The following is a 20,615-nucleotide window of genomic DNA, read 5'->3' as shown; positions in this document are numbered from 1 at the left end:
TTTTGTTAAAATATTCGCGTTTTACTAAAAACATAGAAAAAACTTTTTAAAAGGAAATTTGATGGAAGGTCAAAGCGCTGATTTAATAAGCTCATTATTACCCCTAGTTGCATTATTTGCAATTTTTTACTTTTTGATTATAAGACCACAGCAAAAACAAGCTAAACAACATAAGCAAATGATTGCTGACTTACAAAAAGGCGATAAGATTGTAACTAATGGTGGCTTAATGGTAGAAATTACAAAAGTTGATGAAGATAACTTAATTGTAAAAAACCATGACAACACTGAAATGAAACTTGTAAAAGAGTTCGTTGCAAAAAAACTTGACTAATCTTTAAAACATGTAATCTTTTACATGTTTTAAATTCTATGTTTTACTTTCACTTAAGGACTAAGATTTGAAAATCTTTAATTACAGAATGATTATATTCGCACTAAGTATTATTTTTGGAGTAGTTTTCTCTATCCCTTCTTTTCTACAAACAGATTCAGGTAAAAAAATATCTCTAGGACTTGATTTACAAGGTGGACTTCATATGCTTTTAGGTGTAAAAACCCAAGAGGCAGTAACTTCTAAAATTAAATCAATTGCTACATCTGTAAAATATTTTACTGATGATGAAGATATTTTAATTGATGGTTTATCTATTAGAGAAAAAAGTATTGTTTTTACTGTACTTGATAAAGATGAGATACCAAGAGTTGATAAAATGCTTTCAGAAATAAAAGGGCTTGATGTTACAAAAAACGATCTTGACTATAAGGTTGAAATTACTTCAGAAGAAGCAGCAATCACAAAAGATTTAGCAGTTGCACAAGCTGTTGAAACTATAAGAAATAGACTTGATCAATTTGGTTTAGCAGAACCTACTGTTATTAGACAAGGGGCAACTGATATTGTTGTTCAACTTCCAGGTATTAAAACTCAAGAAGATGAAAAAGCGGCTAGAGAACTTATCTCAAAACCTGCTAACCTTGAACTTATGGCAGTTGACGAAGAAAGAGCTGATCAAGTTTATACATTAAGTAGAGCACAAGCATCAGAGTATGGTGATATTATTTTAGAAGATACAAATGATCCAAATAGAAAATATCTTGTAAAAGAGATTCCAATTTTAAATGGTAGACAAGTAGTTGATGCTCAAGTTGCCTTTGACCAAGGGAATCAACCAATTATTAATTTTACACTAAATGCTGCTGGTGCTAGAATTTTTGGTGATTTTACAGGTAAAAATGTTGGTAAAAGACTTGCTGTTGTATTAGATGGAAAAGTTTATTCAGCACCAAATATCAGAGAGAGAATTGGTGGTGGATCTGGACAAATTTCTGGTGGATTTACAACAGTTGAAGCTGGAAATGTTGCAATTGCATTAAGATCAGGTGCACTTCCTGCAGGTGTAACTCTTCTTGAAAAAAGAAGTGTTGGACCATCACTTGGAGCTGATTCAATTGAAGCTTCTACTTTTGCATTAGTATCTGGTTTTGCTTTAGTATTTATTTTTATGATTGTTTATTATGGATACGCTGGAGTTATTGCAAATGTTGCTCTAATTACTAATATATTTATTATTGTTGCAGTTATGGCAATGTTTGGGGCAACTTTAACACTTCCTGGTATGGCAGGTATTGTATTAACAGTTGGTATGGCAGTTGATGCCAATGTTATTATTGGTGAAAGAATTAGAGAACTTCTAAGAGCTGGAGCCTCTATTCCAAAAGCTATTGAAGATGGTTATTCAAATGCAATGAGAGCAATTCTTGATGCAAATATTACAACACTTTTAGTTGCTGTTATTCTTTACGCATATGGAACAGGACCTATTAAAGGTTTTGCTGTAACAATCTCTATTGGTATCTTAGCATCGATGTTGACAGCAATTTTAGGAACTCATGGTATTTATGAGGCAATTATGCCAAAAATATCAAGGGACAAAAACTTAAGAAAATGGTTTGGGATTAAGTAATGGAAATATTTAAAAGCGGAAAAATATATGATTTTATGGGAAAAAGAATCCCATTTCTTGGACTTTCAGCCCTATTAGTTGCAGCTTCTATTGTATTACTACTTACAAAAGGTCTTAACTTAGGTATTGACTTTGCTGGTGGTACATTGGTTCAAGTTAAATATGAACAAAAAGCACCAATTGATAAAATCAGAGAAGTATTAAATGAAACTCAATATAAGGGTTCTTCTATTACTGAATTTGGTAGTCCTGAAGAAGTAGTAATTAGAATTACAGGAACTTCTACTGATTTAGCAACTGATATTGGTGACCAAATGCACGAGGTACTTGATTCAACTGGAAACTTTGAAGTAAGAAGAGTTGATATGGTTGGACCAAAGGTTGGTGGAGAACTAAGAGAAAAAGGTCTTATGGCTCTTGGTCTTTCTTTAGTTGTGATTTTAATTTATGTTTCATTTAGATTTGAGTGGAGATTTGCAATTGCATCTATTTTGGCCTTGGCTCACGATGTTACTATAGCTTTAGGTGCAATATCTTTATTTAGTGTGGAAGTTAATCTTGATATTCTAGCAGCTATTTTAACAATCTTAGGGTATTCATTAAACGATACAATTATTGTATTTGATAGAGTTAGAGAAGGTATTCAAAGTTCAAAAGAAACTATCTTGGAGGATGTTGTAAATGATTCTGTTTCTAAAACACTTTCAAGAACAACTCTTACTTCATTAACAACATTCTTTGTTGTAATTACACTATTTATGTTTGGTGGTGAGATTATTCATGGATTTGCATTTACTCTACTTGTAGGTATTGTAGTTGGTACTTATTCATCTATTTTTATTGCTGCATCATTTTTAGTTCAGTTAAAGTTTTCAATCGCTAATTTTAGAGCAAAAGAAGCTGAGAAAACAAAAAGACAAAAAGAGAAAGATAAATTGCGGGCTATGTATGAGCAAGGAACTGTATAAACTGTTATAAAACAGTTCCTTTTTCAATAACTTCTCGTCATCAAGAAAAATTTAGTCGGTCATTTACTTTGTGTAAACTCCCTTCTAAATTTTGCTTTCTTCCTTAATTTCTTAAAAAAACTCCAATTTTCTAACAGTTTATCTTTACTCAAAAATTAAAAATATAAAAATCATATATCTTCTTAAACTTTTCTTGACATATGTTCATATATAATTATCTATATTGATTTTTTATCGGGGTTATCATGGCTAATAATGGCAAATTTAAAAAAGTAAAATATGGTTTTGATAAGATTACTTCAGCTCATTCTACAAATTGGAAATTAGTTTTTGTTTGGATTATTGTTTTTGAACTAATTGCCTCAATTATTGAGTTTTTTAATATAGAAAGCTCTGCAAAATATACAATTAAAATAGAACATACTTTAACTACAGAGATTATTTTAGGCGTATTAGTTACTTTATTTATCTGGTTTTGTATTTATAATATTATTTTTACAAATAGAGTATATATTAATAGACTTTTATTTATTGGGGTTATAGCCTCATATTTTATATTAACTGGAGACTTTACTTTAGGGTTTTTACTTCAAAATTTAAATCCACTACATTTTTTTGATTTGGAGTTTGGTTTAATATTTATTATTGAAATTGTTTTAAAACTAGTAATATTATATTTAATCTACCAATTTGTAAAAACTCTTAAAAAGAATAATATAATTAAAGACAGTTAAAACTTAGCTCAAAAGTGATTTTTTAGCATTTCTTAGATAAAATCTAGCCTTATAGAAACTTTAGAAGGATGATCATGGATTGGGGTAAGGTAACTTATATATTCTTTTCACTTATGTCTTTAACGACTACTGCAGGATTTTTGTATGAGCCAAATGCAGTTGCATTATTTTTAGCAGCTGGGGTAAATGTAATTTCAACAATTTTAAAAATTGGGGTAAAAAATCTTCTAGCAGCAGAATTACTTGCAAGTTCATTAGTTGCAGACTTACACCTTATACCTGCATTTATGGTTTTAACTTTTATTGGTGATGAACCGATGGCTACATCACTTGCAATTGGTGCAGTCGTAGCAAATATTTTCTCAATTGCATTAGCTTTAATTGAGAGTGCAAAAAGTCAAGATAAGGATGATTATTAATGGAGTATAATCCAAAGGATATAGAAAATAAGTGGCAAGGTTATTGGGATGAAAACAATAGCTTTGAACCAGATGATAGTTATAAAAAAGAGAAAAAATATATTTTAAGTATGTTCCCGTACCCAAGTGGTAGAATTCATATGGGGCATGTTAGAAACTATTGTTTAGGTGATGCTTTTGCTAGATATTTTAGAAAAGCAAATTATAATGTTTTACACCCAATTGGTTGGGATAGTTTTGGTATGCCAGCAGAAAATGCTGCAATCAAACATAAACTTCACCCAAAAAAGTGGACTTACGAAAATATAGATTATATGAGAGATGAGCTAAAAGCTTTAGGTCTTTCATTTTCAAGTAAAAGAGAATTCGCAACTTCTGATGAACTTTACACAAAGTGGGAACAAGAATTCATTATTAAAATGTATGAAAAAAATCTTTTATATAGAAAATCTACAACAGTGAACTGGTGTGAACCATGTCATACTGTATTAGCAAATGAACAAGTTGAAGAGGGTTGTTGTTGGAGATGTGATACACCTGTTCAACAAAAAGAGATGCCTGGATATTATGTTGCAATTACAAAATATGCTCAAGAGTTACTTGATGATTTGAAATCTTTAGAAGGGGAATGGCCTTCTCAAGTTTTAACAATGCAAGAAAACTGGATTGGAAGAAGTGAAGGTTTAGAGTTTACCTTTGATTTATCAAAAGATACAAGATACAAATTAAATAAAAACTTTTCTTCATATAACGTATTTACAACAAGACCAGATACAATTTATGGAGTTTCATATTCAGCTTTAGCTCCAGAACACCCAATTGTAAAATATATAGTGGATAATAAACTTTTATCTGAAGAAAAAATAAATAAAATTAAAGCTATGCAAAAGGTAAGTGAAAGAGATAGGGCAATTATGCCTAAGCAAGGGGTTTCATTAGAGATTGATGTTATCCATCCTTTAACAGGTGAAAATATTCCTGTTTGGGTTGCAAATTTTGTATTAGCATCATATGGTGGTGGAGCAGTTATGGCCGTTCCAGCCCATGACCAAAGAGATTTTGAGTTTGCAAGAGAATATGATTTACCAATAAAACAAGTTATTATTGGGCCTGATGGTCTAATTGAAAGAATGACTGAAGCTTACACAGGAGAGGGTGAATTAATCAACTCTGAAAGCTTCACAGGTCTTAAAAATACAAAAGCAAAAAAAGCTATTATTTATCAATTTGAACAAAACTCTAATGGAGTAAAACAAATCAATTATAAGTTAAGAGACTGGGGTGTTTCTAGACAAAGATATTGGGGAGCACCAATCCCTTTTGTTCATTGTGATGATTGTGGCTTAGTTCCCGAAAAAACTAAGAATTTACCAATTGCACTTCCAGATGATGTAGAGATTACAGGTGAAGGAAATCCCCTTGATACACATCCTACTTGGAAACATTGTAAATGTCCAAATTGTGGAAAAGATGCAATAAGAGAAACTGATACACTAGATACTTTTGTTCAATCATCTTGGTATTTCTTAAGATATGCAACAAATCCAAAAAAATGGAATAAAGAAGGTGTTAACCAAGCTGATTCTGATTATTGGATGGATGTTGATCAATATATTGGTGGAATTGAACACGCAATTTTACACCTTTTATATGCAAGATTTTTCACAAAAGTATTAAATGATTTAGAGTATACAAATTCTAGAGAACCGTTCAAAAGATTACTTACTCAAGGTATGGTTTTAAAAGATGGTGCAAAAATGTCTAAATCAAAAGGTAATGTAGTAGACCCTGATTTAATTGTAGAAAAATATGGGGCAGATACAGCAAGATTGTTTATTCTTTTTGCAGCACCACCTACAAAAGAGTTAGAATGGAATGATTCTGCAGTTGATGGAGCTTTTAGATTTATTAGAAAATTTGCAGAAAGAAGTTCTCATGTAAGCGAAGATGCTGCTAAAAACTTCTCAAATATTGACCACTCAACTTTAAATAAAGAAGAAAAAGAAGCTAGAAGAAAAGTTTATGAAGCCTTAGAAAAATCAAATGATGTATTTGCAAAAACTTATGCTTTTAATACTTTAATTGCTGCTTCAATGGAAGCAATGAATGCTCTTCAAGCCCAAGACAATGAACTTGTATGGGCAGAGGGGTATTATATTTTAACAAATATTTTAGAACCAATTATTCCTCATCTTTCTTGGGAATTAGCAGATAAACTTTTTGAAAGAAAGAATTTTGATGCTAAACTTGAAGTAAAACAAGAGGTATTTACATTAGATTCAATAACACTTGCTGTAACAATTAATGGTAAAAAAAGATGTGAAATTGAAGTTAGTCCAAGTGCTTCAAAGGAAGAGATCTTAGCAAATGCAAAAGAAAACTCTTCAAAATGGATTGAAGGTAAAGAGATAATCAAAGAGATTGTTGTTCCAAATAAATTAGTTAACCTTGTTATAAAAGGATAGGTGTGAAGTTAAGTCAATTACTAGGTTCATTTTTTTTAGTAGTATTTTTAACTGCTTGTGGGTATAAACCATCAACTACATATGTAAAAAAAGAGTTGGGTGAAAAAATCTTTGTAAATCTTATTATTGATTTAAGAGACCCAAGAAATGCAGTATTGATAAAAGATGCTATGAATGAACTTTTAGTACATAGACTTGACTCAAAACTTGTTTATGATAGAAAACTTGCTGATACTATTATGGATTTAAAACTTTCATCAGTATCTTTACAAGTTTTACAAGATGATGATTCTGGATATAACAAACTTTATAAAGCAGTTGTAAAAATTGCAGTGGATTATAATAATGGTTCAAATAAAAAATCATTTAGTGTTTCAGGGGATTATGATTTCTCAATTGACTCAGGAACTACGATTACAGATACAAGAAGATTTGAAGCAATTAAAAGTGCTGCTAGTGAAGCTTTAGAGGATGTAATCTCAACTATTGCTGTTCAATCTTTTAAAAAGTAAACAATGGATTTCAAAACTGCCTCACTAGCAGAGGTCTTAAGCCATAAAACAATGTATTATGAAAAGATAGATTTTTCTATAGTGAAAAAATCTTTTCATTTAATTTCAAAGTATATTAACTTGCCATATGTAATCCACATAGTTGGAACAAATGGTAAGGGAAGCACAGGAAGATTTTTAGCTCACTATTTAAATAAAAAATCATACAAAATCCTTCATTATAGTTCTCCACATATTTTAAGATTTAATGAAAGAATATGGATAAATGGTAAAGATTCAAAGGACTTTGAACTTGAGTTTGCAAATAAAAAACTACAAGAATATCTACCAAATAATCTTTTAGAGAAACTAACATATTTTGAGTATACAACTTTATTAGCTTTTATTTTGTGTGATGGTTTTGATTACATAGTTTTAGAAGCAGGACTTGGTGGAGAGTTTGATGCAACAAATGTTGTAAAAAATGATTTATCTTTAATTACAACAATTGATTTAGATCATCAATCATTTTTAGGAGATTCTATTGAACAAATTGCAAAAACAAAGATGCGTTCAGTTGATAGAAAAATGATTATTGGTCATCAAATTCATAATGAAGTTTTTGATGTTGCAAATAGTTTAATTAAAGAATTAAAAGATGAATTTGATAAAGATATACTTATACAAAGTGTTAAACAATTTGATAAGTATTCATTAAATGAGAAGTTTGCAAACTATTTAAAACTAAATCTTCATTTAGTGATTGAAACTTTAAATGAATTAAAAATAGATATAGATACAAAACTTTTTGATGATGTAGAGCTTTTTGGAAGATGTCAGAAAATAAAGCCAAATATTACAATTGATGTTGGACATAACCCTTTAGCCGCAAAAGTTTTAGTAAAAGAGTTTGAAAATAAAAAAGTAAATTTAATTTATAATTCATATAAAGATAAAGATTTTGAATTAGTTCTTTCTACTCTTAAACCAATAATTTCCAAAATAACTATATTAGAACTAAATGATAAGAGAATAGTAGATAAAAATAATTTATTAGAAATTTGTAAAAGTTTTAATATAATAGTAAATAATAATATAGAAATAAAAAAAGATGAAGAGTATTTGGTCTTTGGTTCTTTTTTAGTTGTGGAAAAATTTATTAAATATATGGGGTTTAATGAAAAATAGATTAATAATTACAATTTCAGATGTAAAAGGAACAAGAGCATTTAATATTCATCAAATTGCAAAAAAACTTATTGTTATAATTGTTCTTGTTGTTGCTTCAATTATTGCAGGTGCTTTTTGGTTTATCAATGAATTAAATGATCAAATGGATGATTTAAAAACACAAAAAGAAAGAGAAATTGAGTTAAAAGAGATTGAGATTGATACACTCAATGATAAAGAGAAAAAATTACAAGCCCAAAATCAATTTTACTCTATGCAAATAAAAGGAAAAGTTGAAGATATTGAAGCTCTAAGTTCTAAATTAGACCATATTGAAGAGATGATTGGTCTTAAAAATGAAGAAGATAAAAAAGAAGAGATATCAAAAGAAACATTAAAAGCAATAAACCAAAAACTAAAACTATTTATGTTAACAACAATTCCTAGTGGAGCACCATTAAAAGAATCAACAGTTACTTCAAGATATGGATATAGAGTACATCCAATCACGAAGAAAAAAACTTTTCATAAGGGGCTTGATTTAAGAGCAAAAAAAAAGACACCCGTTTATTCAACTGCTGATGGAGTTGTAAGTTTTGTTCAGCCAAGAAACAGAGGTGGTTTTGGTAGAGTTATAAAAATCCAACATAATTTTGGATTTCAAACAGTTTATGCCCATTTAAATAAGACTAATGTTAAAGTTGGTGATATAATAAGAAAAAATCAAGAGATTGGCTTAAGTGGTAATAGTGGAAGAAGTACAGCACCCCATCTGCATTATGAGATAAGATTTGGTTCAATGGTATTGAATCCAAGAGAATTTATAAGATGGGATTTTAAAACATATGAAACAATTTTTAAAAAAGAGAGGAGAATTCAGTGGGAATCTTTGGTAAGGCTAATAAACGAACAGTACAGAATGGTGCAACAGTTATAGCACAAGGAACATGTATCATAGGTGGAATTACCACTGAAGGAAGTGTTCATATTGATGGAAAGTTTGAAGGTGTAATCCTTGAAGCTGATTTAATTTCAATTGGTAAAACAGGGGAAGTTATTGGTGATATAAAAGCCAACAATTTAATCGTAAGTGGACTTCTAGATGGAAAAATTGATTGTAATGAAGTACAAATCTTACCTGAGGGTAAGGTGATTGGAAACATGAAATATAATGAATTGATAATAGAAGAAAATGGAAAGTTTGAAGGACAAGGAGTTAGAAAAGGTTCTAAACTTGAAAGTAGATATGATGAAGTTGAAAATAAAATCAATAATATTATATTAAGTCCAGCTCACCAAATTAAGCATGATAAAAATTCATGAAAAACTAAAAAAGCTTTATTCTCAGAAACAACAAATAGAAGAAGAGATAAAGCTTCTTGAACAACAACTACAAGAAAGTAAACCTTCAAAACAGTTAAACAAATTTGAAAAAATTGAACTTTTCAAAACTTTATTTATAAATAGAGAAGATATCTTTGCAAAAAAATGGGTAAGTAAAGATGGACAAAAACAAGGTTTTTATCCAGTTACTAGAACTTTCAAAGGAAATGATTATATCCCTATTTCAAACAAAGATATAGAAAGCCATTTAAGGGGACAAATACAATTAGCTTCTTATTTAGTTGATAATGAAAATAGATCAAGCTATGTGGTTTTTGAAATTTTGCAGAGTGATATCTTAAAAATCTTAGAGACTTTTTCTATGTTAAGAACAAATTTCTTATTTGAGTATAGTTCTTACAACTCTTGTTTTTTATGGATATTTTTTGAAGAAAAAATAGAAACAAAAAATGTAAAAAGTTTTGCAGAGTATATTTTAAAAAAAGCACACATAAATGCAAGAATTTTACCTAATAATGAGTTTGTTACTAATGCTAATTTAGGTGATTATGTGGAATTACCTTTACATTTGAAATTTAGACAAGAGAACAAAACACTTTTTTTTGATCCACAAACAAAAAGTATATATAAAGACCAATGGGAAATTTTACAAAAAATAAAAAAAGTTAGTAAAGATACTGTTTTAAAATATGTGGATTTTAAAACTGTAAATAGTACAAGTTATATATTTGAAGATATAGAGTTTCCAAGTTTTAAATTACAAATTAGGCTTTATGATTTTGTTTATATCCCAACTAAAAACTTATCAAAAAGTTTAATAAACAAATTAAAAAGCTTTGCAACTTTTGATAATCCCCAAATAAAAGTTTTATTAGGTCTTAGAAAACCTCTATATAACACTCCAAGACAAATAAAAAGTTTTGAAGAGGATGATGTTTATTTAAAACTTCCAAGGGGTTTAGTTTACAAAGTAAAAGAGTTTTTAGAAGAAAATAATGCAGATTTTATAATAGAAAATAAAACGCAATTTGAAGAGTTTGAAACAAAGAAAATCAAATTTGAGCTTAGGGAAGAACAAGAAAAAGCAATTAAAGAAATAAATAAAAAAGATTTCTGTATTTGTGTTGCTCCACCAGGTTTTGGGAAAACACTTCTTGGGGCAAAAATGTTTGAATTAAGAGCTTGTAAAACACTTATTATTGTAAACAAAAATATGCTACTTACTCAATGGATTGATAGATTTGTTGATTATTTTGGATATACAAAAAAAGATATAGGTTACTTAGGAAAAGGAAAAAATAAACTAAATGGAAATTTAGATGTTGCAACAATGCAAAGTTTAAAAAACAATACAGATGTAATAAATAACTACTCTTTTGTAATTGTTGATGAGTGTCACCATATCCCTGCAATAACCTTTGAGCAAATTGTAAAGCAGTTTTTTGGAAAATATATTTTAGGTTTAAGTGCAACACCAAGAAGAAAAGATGGTCTTGATCCAATTTTAATTGAGCAGTTAGGGGAAATAGCCTATGAGCATAAGAAAAAAAGAACTTTTAAAAATAAATTAGAAATAATAAGAACAGATTTTGAAAGTACAGCTGATACTTATGCAGAGTTGATAAATGAACTTTCAAGAGATGAAAAAAGAAATAATCTTTTAATTGATCAAATAAAAATAAATAAAAACAGAAAAATTTTAGTTTTAACTGATAGAATTGAACATATAAATATTTTAGAAAGCAAACTTTTAGAAGAGGGCGTGGATTTTGTTTCTATTCACGGAAGTCTAAATAAAAAAGAGCAAGAAAAAAAGATGGCTTTAGTTGACAAAAGTGCTCTTATCTTAGCTACAACTTCATATTTTGGAGAGGGGATTGACTTTCCCCATCTAAATACGATTATATTTGCTACTCCAATCTCTTATTATGGAAGATTGATTCAGTATTTAGGCAGAATTGGCAGAGGAAATCAGGAGTGTTTAGCAATCGATTTCCTTGATAATAAAAATGCAATGTTGAACTCAGCTTATAAAAAAAGAGTTGAAGGTTATAAACAAATGCATTATCTATAGGGATAAAAATGTTAGGGATTATAGTTTCTACACTACTAATTGCAATAGTAGTAAATATTATATTAAAAAAGTTTCATTTACCAACAATTATAGGATATATTGTTACAGGTACAATTATTGCTTATGTTTTTAACTTACATGATGCAGTTAATAATCATAATTTAAAAGAGATTGCTGAATTTGGTGTTGTTTTTCTAATGTTTACAATTGGTTTAGAGTTTTCAATTGAACATTTAAAAAGGATGAGAAAAGAGGTTTTCTTTACAGGTTCATTGCAAATATTTGTAACTACAGCCTTTGTGGTAATTATTTGCCAATATGTTTTAGGTTTTGATTTTCAAACCTCACTTATTATTGGTGCAGCATTATCTTTATCTTCAACTGCGATTGTATTAAAAACTTATAATGAAACAAATGATATTAAAAAAAGGCATGGGCAAAGGGTTCTTGGAATTTTGATTATGCAAGATATTGCCGTAATCCCTATTTTACTTTTAATATCTTTTTTTACAGCAGGGGATGAACAATCTGCATTAAAAGTTATCTTTGATACAACTGTTGCAGCACTTGTTTTATTAGCACTTTTATATTTAGTTGGTAAATATTTACTAGAACCATTTTTTGAGCATGTTACAAAAGCAGAATCTGATGAACTATTTGTAGCTTCAGTTTTACTTGTGGCAATTGGTTCATCTTATATGGCACATTACTTTGGTTTTACCCATTCTTTAGGTGCTTTTGTTGCAGGTATGATGATTAGTGAAACAAAGTTTAAACATCAAGTTGAAGCCGACCTTACACCATTTAGAAATCTTTTATTAGGTGTTTTCTTTATTACAGTTGGTATGCAAATAAACTTTTCTGTAATTGCAGAAAATATCTTCACAATCTTGATTTTATTACCTATTCTTTTAATCCTTAAATATGTAATTATTTATACTATTGTAAGAATTGATGATACAAAAAGAGTTGCTTTTAAAACAGCAGTTTCTTTAGTTCAAATTGGAGAGTTTTCTTTAGCTATTTTAGAACTTGCTAGAAGTAATAGTTTAATAGACCCTACATATTCTCAAATACTAATAGTAACAATTGTAATCTCAATGATTTTAACACCAATTGTTCTTAAAAATTTATCTTCGTTAGCTTCTACTTTAGTTCCAGAAGACCCAATGCAAATTCAAAATACTTATAATATTGATAAGGATACAAAAGGTCATATTGTAGTGATTGGATTTGGACATTTAGGACAAGAGATTGCTCATAATTTAAGGGAAGAGGGGCATGAATATATAATTATTGAGCATAACTTAAAATATTTTGAGATGGGATATAAAGATGATGAACCAATTTTATTTGGAAATGCGGCGCATAAACATATACTTGAATCTGTAAATATTAAAAATGCGTGTGCAGTAATTGTAGCAATTGACAATGCAGAGAAAGTACATCTAATTTGTGAAGTAATAGATGATTTAACAAAAAATACGAAAACAATTGTAAAAGTAACTAGATTTAGTGAAAAAGAGGAATTAAAAAACCTTCACTTAGAGCATATAATAGTTGAAGATGATGTAGTAGCAAGGGCTTTGGTTGATGAAACAAAAGAGTGTAAACTAGACTTTTTTCAAGAAGAAGCTAAAAAAGAATAAAGAATAAAGATATATTAGAGTTTACTCTCCAATATATCTTTTTCTTGCAGTTGGTTTTATTTTTTTAACATTAACTAAAATAAAGCCATCAACACAATCTGAAAAATCTGTATCTACATTAAATCCTAAAAACTTAACTCCACCCTCTTCACAAATATCTGAGTATTGTTTAAATAAAGTTGGAACAGCAAAACCCATATTTAAAAGATTTGCTTTTAATCTTTTAAAATCCTCTTTTTTATCATCAAGAACAAACATATCTTTTAAGTCTTGAATATGTGAAGAGTATTGATAAGGTAGTTTTGATTCAATCAATTCTTTATTATTTGAAAAATAGTGTGAATAATAAAAAATCATCATATCTTTTGCACTACTAGGAAAAGTCCCAGAGATTGACACAGGACCAAACATATACTTAATTTGTGGATTAGCTCTTAAATAAGCTCCAATTCCATACCATAAATAATCTAAGGCTCTAGTCCCCCAATACTTTGGTTGAACAAAACTTCTACCAAGTTCAATAGAATCATCTAAGTATGGATCAAATCTTTTATTATATTTAAAAAGTGAATTTGAATAAAAACCTTTAATACCAATATTTTTATTAATGAAATTACCATTTCCAATTCTATATGAACCAACAATCTCTAGGTCGTTTTCATCCCAAAGAATTATATGTTGGTAATAAATATCATATTTATCTGTATCTCTTTTTTTATTTATACCCTCACCAACTTTTCTAAATGAAAGTTCCCTTAACCTTCCTAATTCTTTTAAAACAATTGAATCATCCTCATAATCATACAAATAGATTTTTTTCCCATCTTTTGTTTCACCAATTAATTGTGATTTTTTTAACTCTTTAATTAATTGATCTTTTTTTTGTGGATGGGCTATAGCTTTTTGTGTTAGGAAATAAGACTTTTTACCCTTTTTTAAAGAATAGAGATGCTTTCTATAAAGATTAACAATAACCTTTTTATCCAAACCTCTAGGTTTGATATTATCATTTGGAATTAGCTCACCAATTTTCATTTGTATTGTCATTGATTTTTTATTAAACATCTCATTTGATAAAAGTAAAGTGGAAAATGTTTTATTAATCACGGACATTGTATAAAATGTTTTAGAGTTTTTACCACCAATAAATATTGGTAAAATTGGAGCATTTGAATTTATAGCAAAGTTTAAAAAGCCTTTATTCCAAAGCGGGTCTTTTATCCCTTTAGCTCCTGCACGGCTTACTTCTCCTGCTGGAAAGATGATAACTGCACAATCATCATTTAAAGTATCATAAATAGCTTGAACATCTTTTTTTGATTGTCTAGCTTTAAAATTATCAACTGGAACTAATAGTGATTTTAATGCATCTATTCCATTTAAAAAATCATTTGCAACAATTTTTACATCACTTCTTACAGTTCCAATTAGTTTTAACAGTGATAAGGCATCTAATGCTCCTAATGGATGGTTTGCAATAATTACAACTTTACCCGTAGGTGGAATGTTTTGAATATCATTACTTGAAACAGTATAGTCAAACTCAAAAAAGTCTAATACTGCATCTACAAACTCAAAACCTTTTAGGTGAGCGTTATTTTTCAAAAATTCATTTACAGAATCTTCATGGATTACTTTTTTTGCAATTTTTATCAAAGATTTACTCAAAAAATTAGGTTTTTTAGCAAGTTTTGGAAACTTTTTTTCAATCTCTTTTTGCACATCAATCATTTTTTCTCCTTAGAATATAGAATTCTAAGTAAAATCCATTACATCTAAGTTACAAGTAATTTTAACTCTTAACAATTAACTCTTTAAATATTTTATGCTAAAATCCAATTTTTATAAAATAGGAGGATTAAATGAACAAATCAGATATTACAAATATATTTACTATTCTTCTTTTAGCTTTTGGTTACAGTACTCAAAACGATACAGTTTTTACAATTGGACTCTTTGCCTTTAGTGGAGCTATCACAAATACTTTAGCTATTCATATGCTTTTTGAGAAGGTGCCATTTCTTTATGGTTCGGGTGTTATAGAAAAAAAGTTTGATACTTTTAAAGCATCAATTCATCACCTAATTATGGAACAATTTTTTAATCCCAAAAATTTAAAAAAGTTTTTTGAAGATGAGATGAGCAGTGTAAAAAATACAGTTGATTTTGAATATATTTTAAATAAAACAGATTTTACACCTGCTTATGATTCCTTAAAAGAAGCAGTTATAGAATCACCTTTTGGTGGTATGCTTGGGATGTTTGGAGGGGAATCAGCATTAGAGCCTTTAAAAGAACCTTTTACTAAAAAATTGCAAGTTTCAATTATAAAAATATCACAAAGTGATTCTTTTCAAAAAGTTTTAGAAGAAGCAATGAGAACTGAAGCTTTAAACGAAGATGTACATGAAAAACTAAGTTTAATTGTTACAAAAAGATTAGATGAATTAACTCCAAAAATGGTTAAAGAGATTGTTCAAGAGATGATAAAAGAACATCTTGGTTGGTTAGTTATTTGGGGAGCTGTTTTTGGTGGACTAATAGGACTTATCTCAACATTTTTATAGAAAGCTTATTTAAGTAGGCTTTCTATAATATTTCACTTCTTCTTTTATATAAATTTTTGATTGATTTATCTTTTTGAACTTATGCAAGTTTCATGACAGACTTATTTTTTATAATCTCATAATATCTTTAGAAAGGATTACTTATGAAATATAAAAAACTATTTTTTCCTATTGGTGGTGGAGATGAATTAGAAGAGAGACTTTACGGAGCTTTCTTGATTGCAAAACATTTTAATGTCAGTCTTGAAGTTTTAAAATGTGGACTAAAAACGAATATGATTATATATAAAGCACTATCAATACCTAAAGATATTATGCAAAAAATTGATGAAGTAGTTGATACGAAACTAGATGATGAAAATCATCAGATGCAAGAACTATTTGAGAAAATAGCAGCCAAAGTAAGTATAAAAGTTTCACAAAAAACTCTTGAAAATGAAGCAAATACTTTTTTAAATATAAAAGAAGGTTTGCGAAGCTCCCTAGTTGAACAAGAGTCAAAGTTTTGTGATTTGGTTATAGCAGCAGCTCCTCCTTCTGGTGTTACAACTGCAACTTTTGAAACGGCTGTGTTAAAAAGTGGTAAATGTGTACTTATGTTCCCTAGAGTAATGAAAAATTTTAAAACGGACTCAATCATTATTGGATGGAACAATTCCCCTGAAGCATCACGTGCAGTTACTTCATCAATTGATATTTTAAAACAAGCTCAAAGAGTACATATAGTCTCTTCAGAAGAGTATACAGATGATTTAGAAAAAATGAATAGATTAAGAGAATACCTTTTACATCATGGAATTGATGCAAGTTATGAGATAGTTAAAACAACAAGGATACCAGGACAAGCTCTTTTAAATGCAGCTCTTGACGGAAATTTTGATTTGATTGTTGCAGGTTCTTACGGACATAAGGGTTTAAAAGAGCTTATGTTTGGTGGAGCTACAAGATATTTATTGGAAAAATCAACACTTCCTATTTTTATGTCTCACTAATTTATGGTAGAATTTACTTATGAAACTATTAATCCTTGAAGACAATGAAACTTTAGCAGATGGTATTTATAAAAAACTAAAAGAGATAGGTTTTATTGCAGATGTTTTTTATGAGGGGGAAGAGGGACTTTTCGCTTTAGAAACATCTACTTATGACCTTCTTATTTTAGACTTAGGTCTTCCAGGTATTGATGGAATCGATATTATAAAAAAGTTACGTAGCTCTCAAAAAAATCTTCCTATTTTAGTTATATCTGCAAGGGATAGATTGGATCAAAGAATTTTAGGCTTAGATACTGGTGCGGATGATTATATATGTAAACCTTTTGAACTAGATGAAGTTGTAGCAAGAGTACAAGCTCTTCTTAGAAGAAGTAATAATCAAACTTCAAATATCATAAAATACAATGACTTGGAATTTAACTCTCAAACTTTAGCTCTAACAAGAGATGAAGAAAAAATTGAATTAAGTAAAAGAGAATTAACTATATTTGAATATCTCCTTCAAAACCTAAGTGCAATAGTAAGTAAAGAGAACATAGTAGAACATATAACCTCCATAGATGATGAATTTAATCCAACTGCCGTTGAAACCTATGTCTCAAGACTTAGAAAAAAACTGGGAGATTCCATAAATTTAAAAACAGTTAGAGGTTTAGGTTATATGATGAGTTAATATGGATAAAAACACTACTTCTATTAAATCAAGCCTTATTGCTTGGCTAACTTTCCCACTATTTATCTTCACCATGATTCTTTTTGTATATATATATTTTGTTTTAGAAAAAAAAGTTACAGATTTTTTTGATAATAGATTAAAAGCTAGTGCTAAAAGTATTGAATATAGTATTGGAATAAAGAATTCAAAACTTTATGTTGATATACCTAGTTTTTCAATTGAGTTACTCTCTTCAAACGATAAAGGTTTAATTTACTACTCTGTAGTTGATGAAGATAATAGACTTCTTGTGGGATATGAATCTTTATTAAATAAAAAAAGACTAGTAGATGAAGAGGTTATATTTTATAATACCAAATATAATAATTCTAATTTAAGAATAGTATCATATAAAATGTCCCTTTATAGTGCAGGAAAAGCCTATAATGCCTATATTACTTTGGGAGAAACCACAGAAGAAAGAGATGAAAATATAAACTATGTATTGAGTCTACTTCTAATAATAATGGTAATTGTAATAGTCTCAACTGTATTAATAACCCTTATTGCAGTTTCTGAGGGCTTAAAGCCACTAAATAGGCTAAAAAGAATCATAAAAAAAAGAGATGAAAGGGATTTAGAACCCCTTGTTTTTAATGCCCCTAAAGAGGTTGAAGATATTGTAAAAAGTATCAATATTTTATTAGAAAGAAGTAGAGGTACTATTGATTATATAGAACAATTTAACTCAGATGTATCTCATCAACTAAGAACTCCACTTGCAGAAATGAAAGTGAAATTAGAGTTTTTATATGATAAAGATGATAAAGATTATATAGCTTTAAACTCACTACTAAATAATATGTCACATATAACTGAACAGCTTCTTTTATATGCAAAAACAAATCCAAATACTATAAATCTGAAACGATTTAAAAAACAAAGCTTAAATAAAATCTGTAAAGAATATAGTCTAAAAACTGCTCCAAGAGTATATGAAAAAGGTTTTGAATTTGCCTTTGAAAATATGGAAGAAGAGATTTTTATTAAGTGTGATCAAATCCTTCTTGAGAGTATGTTAGATAACATAATAAACAATGCTCTACACTATGCAGTTGATGAAAATGGAAATCCTATGGGAACAATTACCTTATCTTTAGAAAGACACAATAATACTGTTTGGTTAAATGTAAAAGATGAAGGGAATGGTGTGGATAAAAAGTTTTTAAAGACTATTTTTGAGAGATACTATAGAGTTGACTCTAAAAAAAGCGGTTCAGGACTAGGGCTTAGTATTGTAAAACAAATAGCTACTCTTCATAATGCAAAGGTTCAAGCAATAAATGAAAAGGGATTAAAAATATCTTTGATTTTTGATTTACCAAAAGATTAAAACTAATCTTCTATTAAATAGTTGTATTTTTTAAAATCTTCATAAGAGTTTTGTAAAATTTTTGTAGAATTTTGTGAACCTATCCAAGTATAGCCAATATTTTTTCTTTTTAAATATCTATGTACAGATTTTTTTGCCAATGTCTTTTTAATTGCATTTTCTAGAATTCTAAATCTATGAGGAAAATCTTCTTTTAATTTTTTTGAAACGGCAATCCCTCTTATTGGTCCATGTATAATAGGCATTGTGATACCTGTATTCTTTATTGTCTCATTTAAGGTTGGAGCATCCCATCTTTTAGATGGTTTTGTTGATACAATGGCAAGTGGTTTTATATATTCTCTATACTTTTCACTTCCTTGAGCTGCAATAATAAGAAGGTCAACCTTTGATTCAAGTAATGCTTTTCTTGCACTTCCTCCTCCATTATAAAGTTTTATATCAACATTTTTAAAAGGGATATCAAATTTTTCTAGTAAGAGTTTAAAAAGAATATGTCCACTTGATTTATTTATTAGTGCTACTTTTAACTCTTTTGGATTATTTTTTATATAATTTAAAACTTCAATTATAGAGTTAAATTCAGAGTCTTTTTCCACTGCAATAAAATCTTGTTCAAACCACTGAAGATTTATTATTTCAAAATCATTTAGTGAAAAATCTGTTTTTTTACTTATTATAAGATTTAATAGATATGGAGAAAAAGTAGAACAAAATACCTTATATCCATCATGGGGGTCCTCTAAAACATAATTAGCAGCATCTAAAGAGCCATTTGTTTTGATAGTTTTTACATTTATATATACACCTAACTCTTCTTGAAGAAGTGATGCCATGTTTCTTGTCATCCTATCAGCACTTCCTCCTTCACCAAGACTAACTACAAACTCAATTGGTTTAGTAGGATAATCAAGTGAAAAAAGCAAGCTTTTTAATAAAATAAAAAATAAAAAGATAAATCTCATATTAAAACCTTACATCAAAACAATTCCATCATAAATTAATTTACTTCCTAATATAAGTATAACAACTTTTAAAATCATTTTAAATAGTTCATTACTACTTTTATCAAGAAGTTTTTTACCTGCAAGTGTTCCTAAATATGAAAATAGGATTAACAAAAGGATTAAAAATATCCAAGGAGTGTAATCAAATCCTAATCCACCAAAAATAATTGCCTTCCCAAAATTTTGAAAAGATACACACCAAGCAAGAGTTCCAACTATTAGATGTCTTTTTGTTAAAATTGAAGATAAAAAGATTGCAATTAATGGTCCCATAACACCAACAAACATTGTTAAGAACCCTGTTATTATACCAAAAATTACAATTAGAAGATTAGAGACTTTTTCAAACTTTAAATTAGGAAGTAGGTTTAATACAATAATTCCAACTCCCAAAGAAAGCTTCATTATATATTCAGGTAAAGATATCAAAAAGTAGATACTTAAAGTATATCCTATAAGGGTTCCAATCATAAAAAGAATAAAAAATTTTACTAAAAAAGATTTTCTAAATAGAAAAGAGCGTAAAAGCCCTGAGCCTGATTGTGTAAGCGCATGTATTGAAAGAAGTGCAGTAGGAGGAAGAACCATACTCATTCCTCCTATTACTAAAAGTCCTCCACCAGAACCAACTGTTGTTGATATAGCTGCTCCTATAAAACAGCATATTATTAATATAAATATATCAAAAAGCTCTAGTGGAAGATAAAAAAAGTCCAT

The 20,615-nt window shown here is 28.7% G+C and carries 19 protein-coding genes; 16 read left to right on the top strand and 3 right to left on the bottom strand.

Annotated features, from left to right (window positions below; genetic code table 11):
• The first annotated feature begins 61 nt into the window (after positions 1-61).
• The 12 genes from yajC to AC2TY9_RS00305 all read left to right on the top strand — a co-directional run bounded on the left by yajC (position 62) and on the right by AC2TY9_RS00305 (position 13,281).
• Positions 62-334 carry a preprotein translocase subunit YajC gene (gene yajC, locus AC2TY9_RS00360; RefSeq protein ID WP_489778681.1) on the top strand — a complete coding sequence of 91 codons (273 nt, stop codon included), beginning with the start codon at positions 62-64 and terminating at the stop codon, positions 332-334.
• Positions 335-401: 67 nt separating this feature from the next.
• Positions 402-1,967 (top strand): protein translocase subunit SecD, encoded by a 1,566-nt coding sequence (gene secD, locus AC2TY9_RS00355; protein WP_489778680.1) that lies wholly within the window; start codon positions 402-404, stop codon positions 1,965-1,967.
• On the top strand, positions 1,967-2,935 hold the full coding sequence (gene secF / locus AC2TY9_RS00350) for a protein translocase subunit SecF (protein ID WP_489778679.1): 969 nt from the start codon (positions 1,967-1,969) through the stop codon (positions 2,933-2,935). The genes secD and secF overlap by 1 nt, the downstream gene beginning before the upstream one ends.
• 245 nt (positions 2,936-3,180) lie before the next feature.
• Positions 3,181-3,669, top strand: a complete 489-nt coding sequence (locus AC2TY9_RS00345; protein ID WP_489778677.1) for a hypothetical protein — start codon at positions 3,181-3,183, stop codon at positions 3,667-3,669.
• A gap of 74 nt (positions 3,670-3,743) precedes the next feature.
• Complete coding sequence (locus tag AC2TY9_RS00340) at positions 3,744-4,088, top strand: DUF6394 family protein (protein ID WP_138151509.1); 345 nt, start codon at positions 3,744-3,746, stop codon at positions 4,086-4,088.
• Positions 4,088-6,553, top strand: a complete 2,466-nt coding sequence (gene leuS / locus AC2TY9_RS00335; protein WP_489778675.1) for a leucine--tRNA ligase — start codon at positions 4,088-4,090, stop codon at positions 6,551-6,553. Before AC2TY9_RS00340 ends, leuS begins: the two co-directional genes overlap by 1 nt.
• Positions 6,554-6,555: 2 nt before the next feature.
• Positions 6,556-7,065: an LPS assembly lipoprotein LptE gene (gene lptE / locus AC2TY9_RS00330; protein ID WP_489778673.1), complete on the top strand. Its 510-nt coding sequence runs from the start codon at positions 6,556-6,558 to the stop codon at positions 7,063-7,065.
• 3 nt (positions 7,066-7,068) lie between these two features.
• Positions 7,069-8,232 (top strand): Mur ligase family protein, encoded by a 1,164-nt coding sequence (locus AC2TY9_RS00325; protein ID WP_489778672.1) that lies wholly within the window; start codon positions 7,069-7,071, stop codon positions 8,230-8,232.
• Positions 8,222-9,151, top strand: coding sequence for a peptidoglycan DD-metalloendopeptidase family protein (locus AC2TY9_RS00320; protein WP_489778670.1), 930 nt, complete (start codon positions 8,222-8,224; stop codon positions 9,149-9,151). The genes AC2TY9_RS00325 and AC2TY9_RS00320 overlap by 11 nt, the downstream gene beginning before the upstream one ends.
• On the top strand, positions 9,094-9,537 hold the full coding sequence (locus tag AC2TY9_RS00315) for a bactofilin family protein (protein ID WP_489778668.1): 444 nt from the start codon (positions 9,094-9,096) through the stop codon (positions 9,535-9,537). Before AC2TY9_RS00320 ends, AC2TY9_RS00315 begins: the two co-directional genes overlap by 58 nt.
• Positions 9,521-11,632, top strand: coding sequence for a TOTE conflict system archaeo-eukaryotic primase domain-containing protein (locus AC2TY9_RS00310; protein WP_489778667.1), 2,112 nt, complete (start codon positions 9,521-9,523; stop codon positions 11,630-11,632). The genes AC2TY9_RS00315 and AC2TY9_RS00310 overlap by 17 nt, the downstream gene beginning before the upstream one ends.
• A gap of 8 nt (positions 11,633-11,640) precedes the next feature.
• Positions 11,641-13,281: a cation:proton antiporter gene (locus AC2TY9_RS00305; protein ID WP_489778666.1), complete on the top strand. Its 1,641-nt coding sequence runs from the start codon at positions 11,641-11,643 to the stop codon at positions 13,279-13,281.
• A gap of 21 nt (positions 13,282-13,302) precedes the next feature.
• Here AC2TY9_RS00305 and olsF read toward each other — a convergent pair whose 3' ends face one another.
• A complete protein-coding gene (olsF, locus tag AC2TY9_RS00300; RefSeq protein WP_489778664.1) occupies positions 13,303-15,012 on the bottom strand; it encodes a bifunctional ornithine lipid synthase OlsF in 1,710 nt (569 codons plus the stop codon).
• Positions 15,013-15,143: 131 nt separating this feature from the next.
• On the opposite strand from olsF, the gene AC2TY9_RS00295 reads away from it, so the two are divergent.
• The 4 genes from AC2TY9_RS00295 to AC2TY9_RS00280 all read left to right on the top strand — a co-directional run bounded on the left by AC2TY9_RS00295 (position 15,144) and on the right by AC2TY9_RS00280 (position 18,891).
• Positions 15,144-15,848, top strand: a complete 705-nt coding sequence (locus AC2TY9_RS00295) for a DUF445 domain-containing protein (protein WP_489778663.1) — start codon at positions 15,144-15,146, stop codon at positions 15,846-15,848.
• A 143-nt stretch (positions 15,849-15,991) separates the two neighbouring features.
• A complete protein-coding gene (locus tag AC2TY9_RS00290; protein ID WP_489778661.1) occupies positions 15,992-16,840 on the top strand; it encodes a universal stress protein in 849 nt (282 codons plus the stop codon).
• 19 nt (positions 16,841-16,859) lie between these two features.
• Positions 16,860-17,516, top strand: a complete 657-nt coding sequence (locus tag AC2TY9_RS00285; protein WP_489778659.1) for a response regulator transcription factor — start codon at positions 16,860-16,862, stop codon at positions 17,514-17,516.
• Position 17,517: 1 nt separating this feature from the next.
• Complete coding sequence (locus AC2TY9_RS00280) at positions 17,518-18,891, top strand: sensor histidine kinase N-terminal domain-containing protein (RefSeq protein ID WP_489778658.1); 1,374 nt, start codon at positions 17,518-17,520, stop codon at positions 18,889-18,891.
• A gap of 2 nt (positions 18,892-18,893) precedes the next feature.
• Here AC2TY9_RS00280 and AC2TY9_RS00275 read toward each other — a convergent pair whose 3' ends face one another.
• Positions 18,894-19,856, bottom strand: a complete 963-nt coding sequence (locus AC2TY9_RS00275) for a tripartite tricarboxylate transporter substrate-binding protein (RefSeq protein WP_489778657.1) — start codon at positions 19,854-19,856, stop codon at positions 18,894-18,896.
• Positions 19,857-19,865: 9 nt separating this feature from the next.
• Entirely contained in the window at positions 19,866-20,615 is a 750-nt protein-coding gene (locus AC2TY9_RS00270) for a TSUP family transporter (RefSeq protein ID WP_489778656.1), read from the bottom strand.

The organism is Arcobacter sp. ISO1, from assembly GCF_058105185.1.
Note: the sequence above shows the minus strand (reverse complement) of the source record. Positions and strands in the feature narration are given on the sequence as shown.